The sequence below is a fragment of the Pseudomonas sp. UYEF17 genome (genome assembly GCF_040546125.1).
Lineage (GTDB): Bacteria > Pseudomonadota > Gammaproteobacteria > Pseudomonadales > Pseudomonadaceae > Aquipseudomonas > Aquipseudomonas putida_Z.
Window position 1 is genome coordinate 113,811 of record NZ_JBEPNE010000018.1, and the last position, 13,369, is coordinate 127,179.

General features: G+C 61.6%; 16 protein-coding genes and 1 tRNA gene. 9 read left to right on the forward strand and 8 right to left on the reverse strand.

Translation table 11 applies throughout. The annotated features are described in order from the left end of the window. Window positions 1–7 precede the first annotated feature (7 nt). Entirely contained in the window at window positions 8–1,444 is a 1,437-nt protein-coding gene (locus ABIB24_RS22245) for a M48 family metalloprotease (protein WP_274079058.1), read from the reverse strand. A 122-nt stretch (window positions 1,445–1,566) separates the two neighbouring features. On the opposite strand from ABIB24_RS22245, the gene ABIB24_RS22250 reads away from it, so the two are divergent. Together ABIB24_RS22250 and ABIB24_RS22255 are read left to right on the forward strand one after the other, a co-directional pair. Next, window positions 1,567–1,806 carry a sulfurtransferase TusA family protein gene (locus tag ABIB24_RS22250; RefSeq protein ID WP_004375233.1) on the forward strand — a complete coding sequence of 80 codons (240 nt, stop codon included), beginning with the start codon at window positions 1,567–1,569 and terminating at the stop codon, window positions 1,804–1,806. Between the two features lie 19 nt (window positions 1,807–1,825). Continuing rightward, entirely contained in the window at window positions 1,826–2,896 is a 1,071-nt protein-coding gene (locus ABIB24_RS22255; protein WP_015271461.1) for an AI-2E family transporter, read from the forward strand. A 115-nt stretch (window positions 2,897–3,011) separates the two neighbouring features. On the opposite strand, the gene ABIB24_RS22260 is transcribed toward ABIB24_RS22255, so the two are convergent. Together ABIB24_RS22260 and ABIB24_RS22265 are read right to left on the reverse strand one after the other, a co-directional pair. Beyond that, complete coding sequence (locus ABIB24_RS22260) at window positions 3,012–3,485, reverse strand: peroxiredoxin (protein ID WP_013973794.1); 474 nt, start codon at window positions 3,483–3,485, stop codon at window positions 3,012–3,014. Between the two features lie 11 nt (window positions 3,486–3,496). Further along, complete coding sequence (locus tag ABIB24_RS22265; RefSeq protein WP_013973793.1) at window positions 3,497–4,057, reverse strand: glycine cleavage system transcriptional repressor; 561 nt, start codon at window positions 4,055–4,057, stop codon at window positions 3,497–3,499. A gap of 259 nt (window positions 4,058–4,316) precedes the next feature. On the opposite strand from ABIB24_RS22265, the gene dapA reads away from it, so the two are divergent. From dapA to ABIB24_RS22290, 5 genes are all read left to right on the forward strand, one after another. After that, window positions 4,317–5,204 (forward strand): 4-hydroxy-tetrahydrodipicolinate synthase, encoded by an 888-nt coding sequence (dapA, locus tag ABIB24_RS22270; protein WP_274079057.1) that lies wholly within the window; start codon window positions 4,317–4,319, stop codon window positions 5,202–5,204. 15 nt (window positions 5,205–5,219) lie between these two features. Then, complete coding sequence (gene bamC, locus ABIB24_RS22275) at window positions 5,220–6,341, forward strand: NlpB/DapX family lipoprotein (protein ID WP_004375223.1); 1,122 nt, start codon at window positions 5,220–5,222, stop codon at window positions 6,339–6,341. After that, complete coding sequence (locus tag ABIB24_RS22280; protein ID WP_012273748.1) at window positions 6,342–7,100, forward strand: MBL fold metallo-hydrolase; 759 nt, start codon at window positions 6,342–6,344, stop codon at window positions 7,098–7,100. A gap of 30 nt (window positions 7,101–7,130) precedes the next feature. Beyond that, window positions 7,131–7,841: a phosphoribosylaminoimidazolesuccinocarboxamide synthase gene (gene purC, locus ABIB24_RS22285; RefSeq protein WP_004375217.1), complete on the forward strand. Its 711-nt coding sequence runs from the start codon at window positions 7,131–7,133 to the stop codon at window positions 7,839–7,841. 91 nt (window positions 7,842–7,932) lie between these two features. Then, window positions 7,933–8,022: transfer RNA gene (locus ABIB24_RS22290), tRNA-Ser, on the forward strand. Between the two features lie 97 nt (window positions 8,023–8,119). Here ABIB24_RS22290 and ABIB24_RS22295 read toward each other — a convergent pair. From ABIB24_RS22295 to ABIB24_RS22315, 5 genes are all read right to left on the reverse strand, one after another. Continuing rightward, on the reverse strand, window positions 8,120–8,470 hold the full coding sequence (locus ABIB24_RS22295; RefSeq protein ID WP_274079744.1) for an addiction module antidote protein: 351 nt from the start codon (window positions 8,468–8,470) through the stop codon (window positions 8,120–8,122). After that, the gene (locus ABIB24_RS22300) at window positions 8,467–8,775 is read right to left on the reverse strand and encodes a type II toxin-antitoxin system RelE/ParE family toxin (RefSeq protein ID WP_274079743.1); all 309 of its coding nucleotides are present in this window, start codon (window positions 8,773–8,775) and stop codon (window positions 8,467–8,469) included. The genes ABIB24_RS22295 and ABIB24_RS22300 overlap by 4 nt, the downstream gene beginning before the upstream one ends. A gap of 340 nt (window positions 8,776–9,115) precedes the next feature. After that, complete coding sequence (locus ABIB24_RS22305; RefSeq protein ID WP_025340252.1) at window positions 9,116–9,388, reverse strand: DUF3077 domain-containing protein; 273 nt, start codon at window positions 9,386–9,388, stop codon at window positions 9,116–9,118. A gap of 136 nt (window positions 9,389–9,524) precedes the next feature. Beyond that, window positions 9,525–9,788, reverse strand: coding sequence for a hypothetical protein (locus ABIB24_RS22310; protein WP_025340251.1), 264 nt, complete (start codon window positions 9,786–9,788; stop codon window positions 9,525–9,527). A 330-nt stretch (window positions 9,789–10,118) separates the two neighbouring features. Further along, the gene (locus ABIB24_RS22315; protein WP_025340245.1) at window positions 10,119–10,736 is read right to left on the reverse strand and encodes a LysE family transporter; all 618 of its coding nucleotides are present in this window, start codon (window positions 10,734–10,736) and stop codon (window positions 10,119–10,121) included. Between the two features lie 256 nt (window positions 10,737–10,992). Here ABIB24_RS22315 and ABIB24_RS22320 point away from each other — a divergent pair, with 256 nt between their 5' ends. Further along, the gene (locus tag ABIB24_RS22320) at window positions 10,993–11,184 is read left to right on the forward strand and encodes a YhfL family protein (protein ID WP_003254720.1); all 192 of its coding nucleotides are present in this window, start codon (window positions 10,993–10,995) and stop codon (window positions 11,182–11,184) included. Between the two features lie 329 nt (window positions 11,185–11,513). Beyond that, window positions 11,514–13,151 (forward strand): malate dehydrogenase (quinone), encoded by a 1,638-nt coding sequence (gene mqo / locus ABIB24_RS22325; RefSeq protein ID WP_075046052.1) that lies wholly within the window; start codon window positions 11,514–11,516, stop codon window positions 13,149–13,151. Window positions 13,152–13,369 lie beyond the last annotated feature (218 nt).

Sequence of the window (13,369 nt, forward strand, 5' to 3'; positions counted from 1 at the left end):
AGGGCCCTCAGCGCCCCATCATTTCCTGAACCATGCGCTGCTGCTCCATGATCTCGCGCTGGCGCTGGTCAATCTGTGATGCCAGTGGGAAGTTCCCGCCCGCCCGGCGCTTGGCGTAATCCAGCTGCTGGATGGCCTGGTCGAAATCGCCCACCAGGGTGAAGTACTCGGCCCGCGCCCGGTGCAAGCCAATGGTATTACCCGAAAGGCCGCGCACTTCGGCCATGTCGTACCACACGTCCGGGTCATCCGGCCGGCTCTTCACCAGTTCGTTCAGCACCTTTTCCGCCTCGGCGGGCTTGTTCAGCTTCACCAGCAGATCGGCACGCACCTGTTTCAGCGGGTAGTTGCCCGGGTACAACCCCTGCATGCGTTCGGCGCGCTGCTGCGCGTCGGCCAGGCGGTTGTTGGTGATGTCCAGGTCGATCTGCGCCAGGTTGTAGGTAATGTCGTTGGGTGCCTTGGCCAGCAGCGGCTTGAGCAGTTCACGCGCCTCGTTCAGTTGGCCGCCCTTGATCTGCGCCAGGGCCAGGCCGTAACGCGCGGCGTCCAGCTTGGGGTCTTCGTCCAGCTGGGCGCGGAAGCGTTTGGCCGCCAGCCCCGGGGTGCCTTCGTAGGTCAGCGCCACCCGGGCACGGATCAGCTGGTAGCGCATGCTGTCCTCGACGCCGCCCTTGGGGGCCTGCTCGGCGCGGTTGCGGGTGTCGGCGATACGCGACTCGGTTACCGGGTGGGTCAGCAGGAACTCCGGCGGCTTGGCGTCGTAGCGGTACTGCCGGGCCAGGCGCTCGAACATGGTCGGCATGTTGCGCGGGTCGTAGCCGGCCTTTTCCAGGTTCTGGATGCCGATGCGGTCGGCTTCCTGTTCGTTCTGCCGCGAGAAGCGCCGCTGTTCCTGGATCGCCGCTGCCTGGGTGCCGGCGATCACACCGATACCGGCATCACCGCCGCCACCGGCCGCCAGCACGATACCGGCCAGCAGCGCTGCCATCATCGGCAGTTGCATGCGCTGCTGGGCCTCTACGCCGCGGGCGAAGTGGCGTTGCGACAAGTGCGCCAGTTCGTGGGCCAGTACCGAGGCGTACTCGCCTTCGGTCTGGGCGTTGAGGAACAGCCCGCCGTTGACCCCGACGATGCCGCCGGGGGCGGCAAAGGCGTTGAGCTCGCGGCTATCGATGAGGATGAATTCCAGGCGGCGGTCCTGCAGCTGGCTGGTTTCGGCCAGGCGGTACACACTGGTTTCGACGTAGTCCTTCAGCTGCGGGTCGTTGAGCTGGTTGACCTGGCCGCGCAGCAGGCTCAGCCAGGCACGGCCGAGCTGGTGCTCCTGTTGCGGCGAGACGATCGCGGAACTGGCATCACCCAGTGATGGCAGGTCGTCAGCATGGCCGGGAAGGGCCAACAGGCAGGCCAGCGTCAGCAGGGTAGGGCGCAGTAGATTCATGCATGAAGCTCGCGTCGGTCAAAGATACCTACTGTAGCGGGCTCACACGTTGGCGACCAGTGGCGCTATCCTAGCCGGCCAAATCCAGATACAGCCTGGCAATGCCTTTGGAGAGCCCCGCAATGAGTGAAACCCTGACCTGTGACGCCGAACTGGACGCCAGCGGGCTGAATTGCCCTTTGCCGCTGCTGAAGGCCAAGATGGAACTCAACCGCCTGGCCAGCGGCGCGGTGCTCAAGGTAATCGCCACCGACGCCGGCTCCCAGCGCGACTTCCGCACTTTCGCCCAGTTGGCCGGTCATACCCTGCTGCGGGAAACGGCCGAGGCCGGTACCTACACTTACTGGCTGCGCAAGGCCTGAGTCTTTCCAAGGATCGTCAATGTTCAAAGTGCTTCGCGACTGGATGCAGCGCTACTTCTCCGATGAGGAAGCGGTGGTGCTGGCGGTCCTGTTGTTCCTGGCTTTTACTGCGGTACTCACCCTGGGTGGCATGCTTGCGCCGGTGCTGGCGGGCATGGTGCTGGCGTTTCTGATGCAGGGGCTGGTCAATGCCCTGGAGCGCTTGCGGGTACCCACCCGGTTGGCGGTGATGCTGGTGTTTGCCTTGTTCATGGGCGCGCTGGCGGTGTTCATGCTGGTGCTGGTGCCGCTGCTGTGGCACCAGTTGATCACCCTGTTCAACGAACTGCCGGGCATGCTCGGCAAGTGGCAGTCGCTGCTGTTGCTGTTGCCCGAGCGCTACCCGCACCTGGTGTCGGACGAGCAGGTGCTGCATGCCATCGAGTCGGTGCGCGGGGAAATCGGCAAGTTCGGCCAGTGGGCGCTGACCTTCTCGCTATCGAGCCTGCCGCTGCTGGTCAACGCCATGATCTACCTGGTGCTGGTGCCGATCCTGGTGTTTTTCTTTCTCAAGGACCGCGAACTGATCGGCCGTTGGGTCAGCGGCTACCTGCCACGCCAACGCAGCCTGCTGAACCGGGTGGGCAGCGAGATGAACCGGCAGATCGCCAACTACATCCGCGGCAAGGGCATCGAGATCCTGATCTGCGGCATTGCCACCTACATCGCCTTCATCAGTCTGGGGCTCAACTACGCCGCGTTGCTGGCGCTGTTGGTGGGGCTGTCGGTGGTGGTGCCTTACGTGGGCGCGGTGGTGGTGACCGTGCCGGTGACGTTGATCGCACTGTTCCAGTGGGGCTGGGGTGACCAGTTCATCTACCTGATGACGGTGTACGCGATCATCCAGGCGCTGGACGGCAACGTGCTGGTGCCGCTGCTGTTCTCCGAGGCGGTGAGCCTGCACCCGGTGGCGATCATTTGCGCGGTGTTGCTGTTTGGCGGGTTGTGGGGGTTCTGGGGGATCTTCTTTGCTATCCCGCTGGCGACCTTGATCAAGGCTGTGCTGGATGCCTGGCCGCGGCAGGAGCCTAGCGTTTCGCCAATGCTGTAATTTTGGGGCTGCTTTGCAGCCCATCGCGACACAAGGCCGCTCCTACAGGGATACGCGATCTCCTGTAGGAGCGGCCTCGTGTCGCGAAAGGGGCGCAAAGCGCCCCCCAACGATCTCAAGCCTTGTTCAGGGCCTGGGCAGCAGCCAGTACTGCATCCACATGCCCGGGCACCTTCACCCCGCGCCATTCCTGGCGCAGCACACCGTCCTTGTCGATCAGGAAGGTGCTGCGGTCAACGCCCATGTATTCCTTGCCATACAGCTTCTTCAGCTTGATCACATCGAACAGCTGGCACAGGGCTTCGTCCTTGTCGCTGATCAGCTCGAACGGGAAGCCTTGCTTGGCCTTGAAGTTCTCGTGCGACTTGATGCCATCGCGCGACACGCCGAACACCACGGTGTTGGCTGCGGCAAAGGCATCGTGCTGGTCACGGAAACCCTGGCCTTCGGTGGTGCAGCCTGGGGTGCTGTCCTTCGGGTAGAAGTACACCACCACTTGCCGGCCCTTGAGCTCGGCCAGGCTGACGGTTTGCCCGCTGGTGGCCTGGGCCTGGAAGTCGGCAACGGGTTGGTCGAGTGCTACGGCCATGGTCGGTTTCCTTACATTGGGTTCTGTGGACGCCATGGCTCGATCAGCGCATCGAGGTTCAGGGCATCGGCAAAGTCCAGGAACTGGTCACGCAGCCAGCTGATCTGGGTGCCGGCCGGCAGAATCACGGTGAACTGGGCATTGAGCATGCTGCTGCCGGTCTGCGGTGCCAGGTAGGTATCGCAGGTCATGGCTTCCAGCTCGACGCGGTGGTCGAGGAAGAACTGGCACAGCTCGTTGATGATGTCCGGCCGGTAGGCGGCGCTGACGTAGGCCACGTAGGGCAGGGCCTGCGGGCGCACTTCCTGGTCGGCGCTGCGCACCACGTCCAGGGTCAGGCCGTGCTTCTTGCCCAGGCCCGGCAGCATGGCTTCGAGGCGCGCCAGGGCGTCCCAGCTGCCACCTACCTGCAGTACCAGGGCGCTGGTCTCGCCGTGGCGGCTCAGGCGCGAGGTGACCACCGCGCAGCGGTTTTCGAAGGCGGCGCGGCTGAGGACGTTGGCCAGCTCCATGGGGTTGGGGCCCAGGGCACTGATGACAAGGAATTGTTCGCGGACGGTGGGGGTGGACATGCAGCATTCCTAAAGCGATGAGCGGTCGGCACAGGACGGGCGAAAGCCTCCTGTCGGCAGGGCCCGGGGCTCGCATGCGAGGTCGTGGACGCTGGCGGGGAGCAAGGTCGACGGCCCGGCGGGCCGCGCTGCACCGATCAAAGCATCAAGGGTAGCGAAATAAGGCGCCGAGGGGAATGCTCCGCCCGCCTGCTTCGCTTGTGCAAGGCCGATGCCCCCAGTACCATTACCGCTCTCTTTTTCCGGCAGGAGCAGTTACATGATTGCGGGCAGTATGGTGGCATTGGTCACTCCCATGGATGCACAAGGGCGTCTCGACTGGGAAAGCCTCGACAAACTTGTAGACTTCCACCTGGAAAACGGCACCCATGCGATCGTCGCTGTCGGCACCACCGGTGAGTCCGCCACGCTGGATGTCGAAGAACACATCCTGGTCATCAAGCACGTGGTCGAGCGCGTCAAGCGCAGCAGCCGCCGCATCCCGGTCATCGCCGGTACCGGTGCCAACTCCACTGCCGAAGCCGTGCACCTGACCCAGAACGCCAAGAGTGCCGGCGCCGACGCCTGCCTGCTGGTAGTGCCGTACTACAACAAGCCGACGCAAGAAGGCCTGTACCAGCACTTCAAGCACATCGCCGAAGCCGTCGACATCCCGCAGATCCTCTACAACGTACCCGGCCGCACCTCCTGCGACATGCAGGCCGATACCGTGATCCGCCTGTCGAAGGTCAAGAACATCATCGGTATCAAGGAAGCCACCGGCGACCTGGTACGCGCCAAGGCCATCCTCGATGGCGTCGACAGCGACTTCATCGTCATGTCCGGCGACGACCCGACCGCCGTCGAGCTGATCCTGATGGGCGGCAAGGGCAACATTTCCGTCACCGCCAACGTCGCCCCGCGCGAAATGGCCGACCTGTGCGAGGCCGCCCTTGAGGGCAATGCCGAGAAGGCCCGCGCAATCAACGAAAAACTCATGCCGCTGCACAAAGACCTGTTCTGCGAGTCCAACCCGATCCCGGTGAAATGGGCGCTCGTCGAAATGGGCCTGATGCACAAAGGCATTCGCCTGCCGCTGACCTGGCTGAGCGAAGGCTGCCACGAAAAAGTCCGTACTGCCTTGCGCCAGTCCGGCGTACTGGTTTAAGAGGAAGTACACCGCATGAAGCGACTGGCTGGTCTTTCCGCCCTTGCCCTGATCATCTCCAGCACCAGTGGGTGTGGCTGGCTGTGGGGCGAGGATGGCTATTTCCGCGACCGCGGCAGCGATTACCTGCAGGCGCGCCCGACTGCGCCGATGCAGCTGCCGCCGGACGCCAGCAACGTCAAGCGCCTTGACCCGCTGCTGCCGATCCCGCGCAACGTCGCCGACGACAGCGCCACCGGCGAGTTCGAGGTGCCGCGCCCGCAACCGATGACCGGTGGCGCCGCTCAGGTTACCGACTACAGCCTGCAGCGCAGCGGCAGCAGCCGTTGGGTGCTGGCCCAGCATTCGCCAGCCGAAGTATGGCCGGTGGCTCGCCAGTTCTTCGAGGACAACGGCTTCCGCATCGCCGAAGAGCGCCCGCAGACCGGTGAATTCAATACCACCTGGCAGCGTTTCGACGAACTGTCGGCTTCGCTCGGCCAGCGCCTGGCCAGCACTGCCAGCAGCGCTGACAGCGAAGTGCGCGTGCGTGTACGCATGGAGCCTGGCGTGCAGCGCAACACCTCCGAGGTGTATGTGGTCAGCGTCGAGCGCCCGGCCGGCAGCACTGCCGAGCCTGATTTCCCGTCCACCTCCAGCAACACCGGTGCCGATGCCCTGCTGGTCGACGAAATGCTTGCCAGCATGAACCGCAGCGCCGAGAAGGGCGGTTCGGTATCGCTGCTGGCCGCGCGCGATTTCGACGCGCCAAGCCGCGTCAGCCTGAGCGAAGACGGCAGCGGCAACCCGGTGCTGTACCTGGGCGCCGATCTGGACCGCGCCTGGTCCAGCGTGGGCCGTGCCCTGGAGCAGGGTGGCGAGTGGCGTGTCGAGGACATCAACCGCAGCCTGGGCCTGTACTACATCAACCTGTCTGAAAAGCCTGAAGACAAGCAGAACCAGCCTGGTTTCTTCGGCCGCATGTTCGGCAGCGAGCCGACCAAGGAAGAGCGTGAAGCCCGTGCCGAGCGCTACCAGGTTCGCCTGAGCAAGGTGGGTGAGAGCGTGCAGGTCACGGTCGAGAAGAACATCAACACCGTGGCCCCGGCCGATGTCGCCCGCCGCGTGCTGAGCGCCATTCAGGACCACCTGGGCTAAGTGCGCTTCGCGGTACTCGGAAGCGGCAGCCAGGGAAACGGCACGCTGATCGCCAGTGGTGACACGTTCATCCTGGTCGATTGCGGGTTCTCCCTGCGCGAGACCGAGCGGCGCCTGGCGCTGCTCGGCGTGTCGGCTGCCCAGCTCAGTGCGGTTCTGGTCACCCACGAACATGCCGACCACGTGCATGGAGTCGGCTTGCTGTCACGGCGCTACAATGTACCGGTCTACCTCAGCCAGGGGACCTTGCGCGGCATGCGCAAGCCGGTGGAGGTGGCCGGTTTTCTCGCTTGTGGCGAAAGCCTGCGTATCGGCAGCCTGGAAGTGACAGCGGCGCGGGTCGAGCACGACGCGTACGAGCCGCTGCAGTACGTGGTCAGCGACGGCCAGCGGCGCTTCGGCATGCTGACCGACCTGGGCTCGTACGACGCGCTGCTGCTGGAGCGTTATCAGGGCCTGGATGCACTGCTGATCGAGGCCAACCACTGCCGCGACCTGCTGGCACGCGGTCACTACCCGGCCTTCCTGAAGCAGCGGGTGGGTGGCATGCAAGGGCATTTGAACAATCACCAGGCCGCGCGCCTGGTGCACGAGTTGGGCTGGAGCAACCTGCAACACCTGGTGCTGGCCCACCTCAGCAGCAAGAACAACCTGCCACACTTGGCTCGCCAGTGCTTCGTCGACACCCTTGGGTGCGACCCGGACTGGCTCCAGGTGGCGAATCAGGAACACGGGCTCGACTGGCGCGAAATCGCCTAGCCCAACACCTCAAGCAAGCGGAGCCCAATCATGGAAAAACGCGACGAACTCTACCGCGGCAAGGCCAAATCGGTTTACAAGACCGACGACGCCGACCGCTTGATCCTGCTGTTCCGTAACGACACTTCGGCGTTCGACGGCAAGCGTATCGAACAGCTCGACCGCAAAGGCATGGTGAACAACAAGTTCAACGCCTTCATCATGCAGAAACTGGAAGAAGCCGGCGTGCCGACCCAGTTCGACAAGCTGCTGGGCGACAACGAGTGCCTGGTGAAGAAGCTGGACATGATCCCGGTCGAGTGCGTGGTGCGCAACTACGCCGCCGGCAGCCTGGTCAAGCGCCTGGGCGTGGAGGAGGGCATCAAGCTGGAGCCGTCCACCTTCGAGCTGTTCCTGAAGAACGACGAGAAGGGCGACCCCTTCATCAACGAATCCCACGTTGTCGCGTTCGGCTGGGGCACCGCCGAGCAGTTGGCCGAAATGAAAAAGCTGTCGCTGAAGGTCAACGAAGTGCTGAGCAAGCTGTTCGATGACGCCGGCCTGCTGCTGGTCGACTTCAAGCTGGAGTTCGGCGTATTCCACGGCCAGATCGTGTTGGGCGACGAGTTCAGCCCGGACGGCTGCCGCCTGTGGGACAAAGAGACCCGCAAGAAAATGGACAAGGACCGCTTCCGCCAGGGCCTGGGCGACGTGATCGAAGCCTACGAAGAAGTTGCCAAGCGCCTGGGCGTGCCGCTGTAAGCGGTACGTTCACGCAAGCGCCTGATACCACGCGATTTTTTTTTAAAAAAGGTTTGCGTTTTAAAAGAACGCTGGTATGATGCGCGGCATTGGAGAGATGCCGGAGTGGTCGAACGGGACGGATTCGAAATCCGTTGTACTGGCAACAGTACCTAGGGTTCAAATCCCTATCTCTCCGCCATACAAGATGAAGCCCCTGGGAGCGAAAGTTTCCAGGGGCTTTTTCGTTGTGTGGCGCGAAGTTGTTTGTAGCGAACATCCCAATTGCGCGGGCGAGCCTATGAAGACGCGGGGAGCTTCTTGAGCGGCCTGACGGTGAGTTCTACGCCCAAGGCAAGCATCAGCTTCTGAATTGTAGAAAATCGGGTTTTATCGCCGCCCTTCAAAGTTTTGTAGAGAGACTCGCGATTGACGCCAGCGTCTTGCGCAAACTGGTTCACGCCCTTGGCTTTTGCCACTTCACCCAGGGCATGCATCAGGATTTGAGCATCGTTAGCCTTCATAGCCTCTGCCAGAAATGCTGCGATGGTTTCTGGGCTGTCGAGAAACCGGGATGCCTCGAATCGTTTGGTATTGCTCAAGTCCAGATCAAGGATTGGCATGTCTTCAGGGGTGGACTTGTAGCTCATCGTTTTTTACCTCGTATTGCATCAAGGATTTCCTTGGCTCGTTTGATGGCTCTGTGTTGATCCGTTTTATCGCTGCCATAGAGCATCAGGTAGCGGGTTGGGCCCGTTCGTACGAAGTAGATTCGATATCCGGGGCCGACAAACACGCGCATCTCACTGACACCATCGCCAACCGATTCGGTATCACCGAAGCTGCCATTTTCGGCTCTGGCAATCCTTGAGGTGACAGCACCTCTGCCGATTGGGTCTTTTACGCCATCCAGCCAATCTTCAAATTCAGACGTTGTGTCGATCTGATTCGGCATGCATTAAATGTAGCCTAGTGGCTACTCCTTGTCGATGAATGAGTGACCGAGTGGTCCTGCGGAAACGAGGTGGAGGCCATTACGCAATGGTTGGTTGCGCCTAGCCCGACGATCGCCTTCCTGCGTTGGTCTGAATGGCGATGAAGAGACGAGGCTAAGGTGTGGGCTGTGCACTGGCAACGAATACAGCGGGTTTGCTGTTTGTTTGGGAAATGGACTACATCGCGATGGAAGAGGTCGTATTACCGCATGGGGCCGGAGCGTATTTGGGTGTGATCGCGACGAGATGCGATGAATGAAGCCCCTGGGTGTTTTGCGTTTCCAAGGGCTTCTTTATTTCTTATTTTTTCATCATCCCCAATTCAGCATCATCCAGCAGCGCCTTAGCCATGGCACTTAGGTAATGCGAGGCCCAGATCAGCTTCTGGTCGCCATCCATCAAACCGGTGATGATCAGGTCGCGGACGTAGCCCATCAGTTCGGATGCCTGTTCGCGGGCGTCCTGGCAGGGGATGCCGGGTTCGATGCGGAACAGCGGGTGGGTGTTGTTTTCGCCTTGGTAGAAGCAGGTCTTGCCGACTGTGGTGGGTTGCTTTGTGTCGTCGGTGGGCATTGTTTTTCTCCCTGGAATCTTGGGTGTCTGGGCCGGCCTCTTCGCGGGCGCGCCCGCTCCCACAGGTACGGCGCAGTACTTGAGGGCAATGATTACCCTTGTGGGAGCGGGCGTGCCCGCGAAGAGGCCAGGCCTGCTAGTGCAAAGTTCGTGGCTCAGCCGGTAAATGGGCCTGCATCTGCAATTGCATCAATGCCGACTCGACCAGGCCCTGTACCGCCTCCATTTCATGGATCACGGCCTGCATCACGATCGAACTCGGGGCTGTGGGTTTGAGTTGCACGGATTGGCGGGCCACGAACAGGGCGCAGAGTACGTACTCTGAGGACTGGACCAGGGTGTCTTGCAGAGCCTGGGTGGAATCGAGGGAGTGGGGTGGATCGGGGACCATCTTGCGCATGTAAAGCTCCTTGGGTAAGTGGAGCCGCCTGGCAACGCTGTCAAACGAATGGGGGCAGCTATACATGGGTTGACAGACCGGTTACCCAAGACCCGGCGCACACGAATGTGCCCCATGCACAGCTGCCATAACGCTGCAACGGAAACTTGAGTAGTCGGCCTGTCAAAGCCGGTCGTTGATTTTGCAACGACAAGCCGAGACTAGAGCGCGACCCAATCCGTCGCAACAGTTTGAGCGGGTTGGCAGTATGTTTGGGAAATGGCCTACAGGGAAGGGGATAATTCTGAGTTTCAGCTGTAGGACTGGGGGCGCAATGCGCCCCCAGGGCCTTCAGCGCATTGCCGCCAGTTTGATGCCGAACCCCACCAGGCAAGCCCCCGCCAACCGCTCGAACATATTGGCAATCCGCGGATTGGCGCGCATGCGCTCGGCCAACTGGTGCGTCAGCACCACGGCAATCAACCCGTACAGGAAGGTCACCACCGCCACTGTCGCCGCGAGGAAGCCGAAGGTCACCAGCCCCTGGTGCTTCACCGGGTCGACGAACAGCGGGAAGAACGCCATGTAGAACATGATCGCCTTGGGGTTGAGCAGGGTGATCATCATGGTCTGGCGCAGGTACTGGCCGTTGTCCATGCGGCTGGCCCGCGGCGCGCCACCGGGTTTGCTCAGCAGCATGCGCAGGCCCAGGTAGGCCAGGTACGCAGCACCGGCCCACTGCACCACGTGGAAGGCGGCAGGGTAGGCCGCCAGCAGGGTGGCAACGCCGGCCACCGCCAGCCACAGCAGCACCTGGTCACCCAGGATCACCCCGCAGGTCGCGGCCATGCCGGCCTTGATCCCGCCCTTGCCGGTGGCGGTGATCAGGGCGAAGTTGCCCGGGCCGGGGATGGCCAGGACGATGATGAAGGCGATGACGAACGCGCCGTAGTCGGTGACGCCGAGCATGGGGAACTCCTGTTGGTGGTGCGTAGGCAGAGCTCAAGACTATCGTCGCCACCGGCCCGCTTTTCAACCGTCTACCAGGAATTGGAAACAAGCTCTGATTTTTCAGAAGTGCGAGAAATTTCCTACAAGGGCAACCTGTTGTTGCACACGTGCAACCAGCAACTGCACTTTGCGGCTTGGATCCAATGCCTGGGTTCTGTATCATCCCGCCGCCATCAGAATGATGGCCGAAGATGATTCATTTAAAGGACTTAGTATGAAAAAGCTGTTCAAGGCTACCGTAGCCGTTGCTGTCGTTTCGGGTGTTGCCCTGCTGTCGGGTTGCACTGGCCAGGTTTACAACCAGCCGAAAAACTGCACCTACGACTACCTGTTCCACCCTTCGGTTTCCATCTCCAAGATCATCGGTGGCTGCGGCCCGATCGATAAACTGCCTCAGCAGCAGTAATCTTGGCGGTACCCTGATCGCGACGCTTGCGGCGTGATCCAAGGCCCCCGGTCATTTTACGTGATTGGGGGTTTTTGTTTTTCCGCGTGACAATCTGCCACTGAGGCAACCCGTCGCCTTGACGCTCCGGGTGGCAATTTGTTTGTGCTGGCATTTAAGCTACAATCGGAAAAACGATTCAGCCCTGTCGGTCAATTCGACAAAAGGCCGAGTCGTTTTCTGGTTCTCTGGCTGCTGAACAATGATCAACAACAAGCCTGCGCTGCAGAACATGCTTTACTTGGGCCAGCCACAGGCCCACCCCCTGTTCTCCTGACTGGAATCGATCAATGTTCAAGAAAGCTGGCAAGACCTTGCTGGGTCTGGCTGTCGCTGCAAGCGTCATGCAAGCGCACGCCGCAGAAACCAAGAAAGTAGATGTGCTGCTGGTCGGCGGCGGCATCATGAGCTCGACCCTGGCCGTGTGGCTGCACGAGCTGGAGCCAAGCTGGTCGATGGAAATGGTCGAGCGCCTGGATGGCGTGGCCGAAGAAAGCTCCAACGGCTGGAATAACGCCGGTACCGGCCACTCCGCGCTGGCCGAGCTGAACTACACCCCGGAAGACAAGGACGGCAACGTCAATATCACCAAGGCCATCGAAATCAACGAGGCCTTCCAGATCTCCCGCCAGTTCTGGTCGTGGCAGGTCCGCCAGGGCGTGCTGAAGAACCCGCACTCGTTCATCAACACCACGCCGCACATGAGCTTCGTGTGGGGCGATGACAACATCAAGTTCCTGAAGAAGCGTTACGACGCGCTGCAGGCCAGCCCGCTGTTCCGACCGATGCAGTACTCCGAGGACCACGCGCAGATCGCCAAGTGGGTCCCGCTGATGATGGAAGGCCGCGACCCTAACCAGAAGCTGGCCGTGACCTGGACGCCAATCGGCACCGACGTCAACTTCGGCGAGATCACCCGCCAGTTCGTCGGCCACCTGAAAACCCAGGAAAACTTCGACCTGAAGCTGTCCAGCGAAGTGCAGGACATCACCCGCAACAAGGACGGCTCGTGGCATGTCGAGTACAAGAACCTGAAGGACGGTAGCGAATCGGCCACCGATGCCAAGTTCCTGTTCATCGGTGCCGGTGGCGGCGCGCTGAAGCTGCTGCAGAAGTCGGGCATTCCTGAAGCCAAGGAATACGCAGGCTTCCCGGTGGGCGGCTCGTTCCTGGTGACCGAGAACCCGACCGTGGCCATGCAGCACATGGCAAAGGCCTACGGCATCGCCTCGACCGGTGCGCCACCCATGTCGGTTCCGCACCTGGACACCCGCGTGCTGGATGGCAAGCGCGTGATCCTGTTCGGCCCATTCGCCACCTTCTCGACCAAGTTCCTGAAGAACGGCTCGTACCTGGACCTGCTGAGCAGCACCACCACCCACAACGTGTGGCCGATGACCAAGGTCGGCATCGATCAGTACCCGCTGGTGGAATACCTCGCTGGCCAGCTGATGCTGTCTGACGACGACCGCTTCGAAGCCCTGCGCACCTACTTCCCGAACGCCAAGAAGGAAGACTGGCGCCTGTGGCAGGCCGGTCAGCGCGTGCAGATCATCAAGCGTGATGCCGAGAAGGGCGGCGTGCTGAAGCTGGGCACCGAAGTGGTCGCTTCCGAAGACCGCACCATCGCCGGCCTGCTGGGTGCATCGCCAGGTGCTTCGACTGCGGCACCGATCATGCTGAACGTGCTGGAAACCGTGTTCAAGGAGAAGGTCGCTACCCCTGAGTGGCAGGCCAAGATCAAGCAGATCGTGCCGAGCTACGGCACCAAGCTGAACGACTCGGCGGCGGCCACCCAGAAAGAGTGGAACTACACCGCTGAAGTGCTGCAGCTCGAGAAGCCACCGGTGATCGACGAAAGCGTCGGCACCACGGTTGCACCGAGCCAGCCGGTCGAAAGCAAGCCTGAGAATGACATGGCGCTGTAAGCGGCCATTGTTGTGACAGAAGCCACGGGGGAGACCTCGTGGCTTTTTTGTTGCCGGTTCCGGCCCTTTCGCGGGTAAACCCGCTCCCGCAGGAACCGCGCTGGCCACAGGCTTGGCGCTATCCCTGTGGGAGCAACTGTCTTGCTCAATTTCTAAAATCTAGCGCGTCACCTGTGGGAGCGGGCTTGTCCCGCGAACACGGGCGAAGCCCGTGCCAT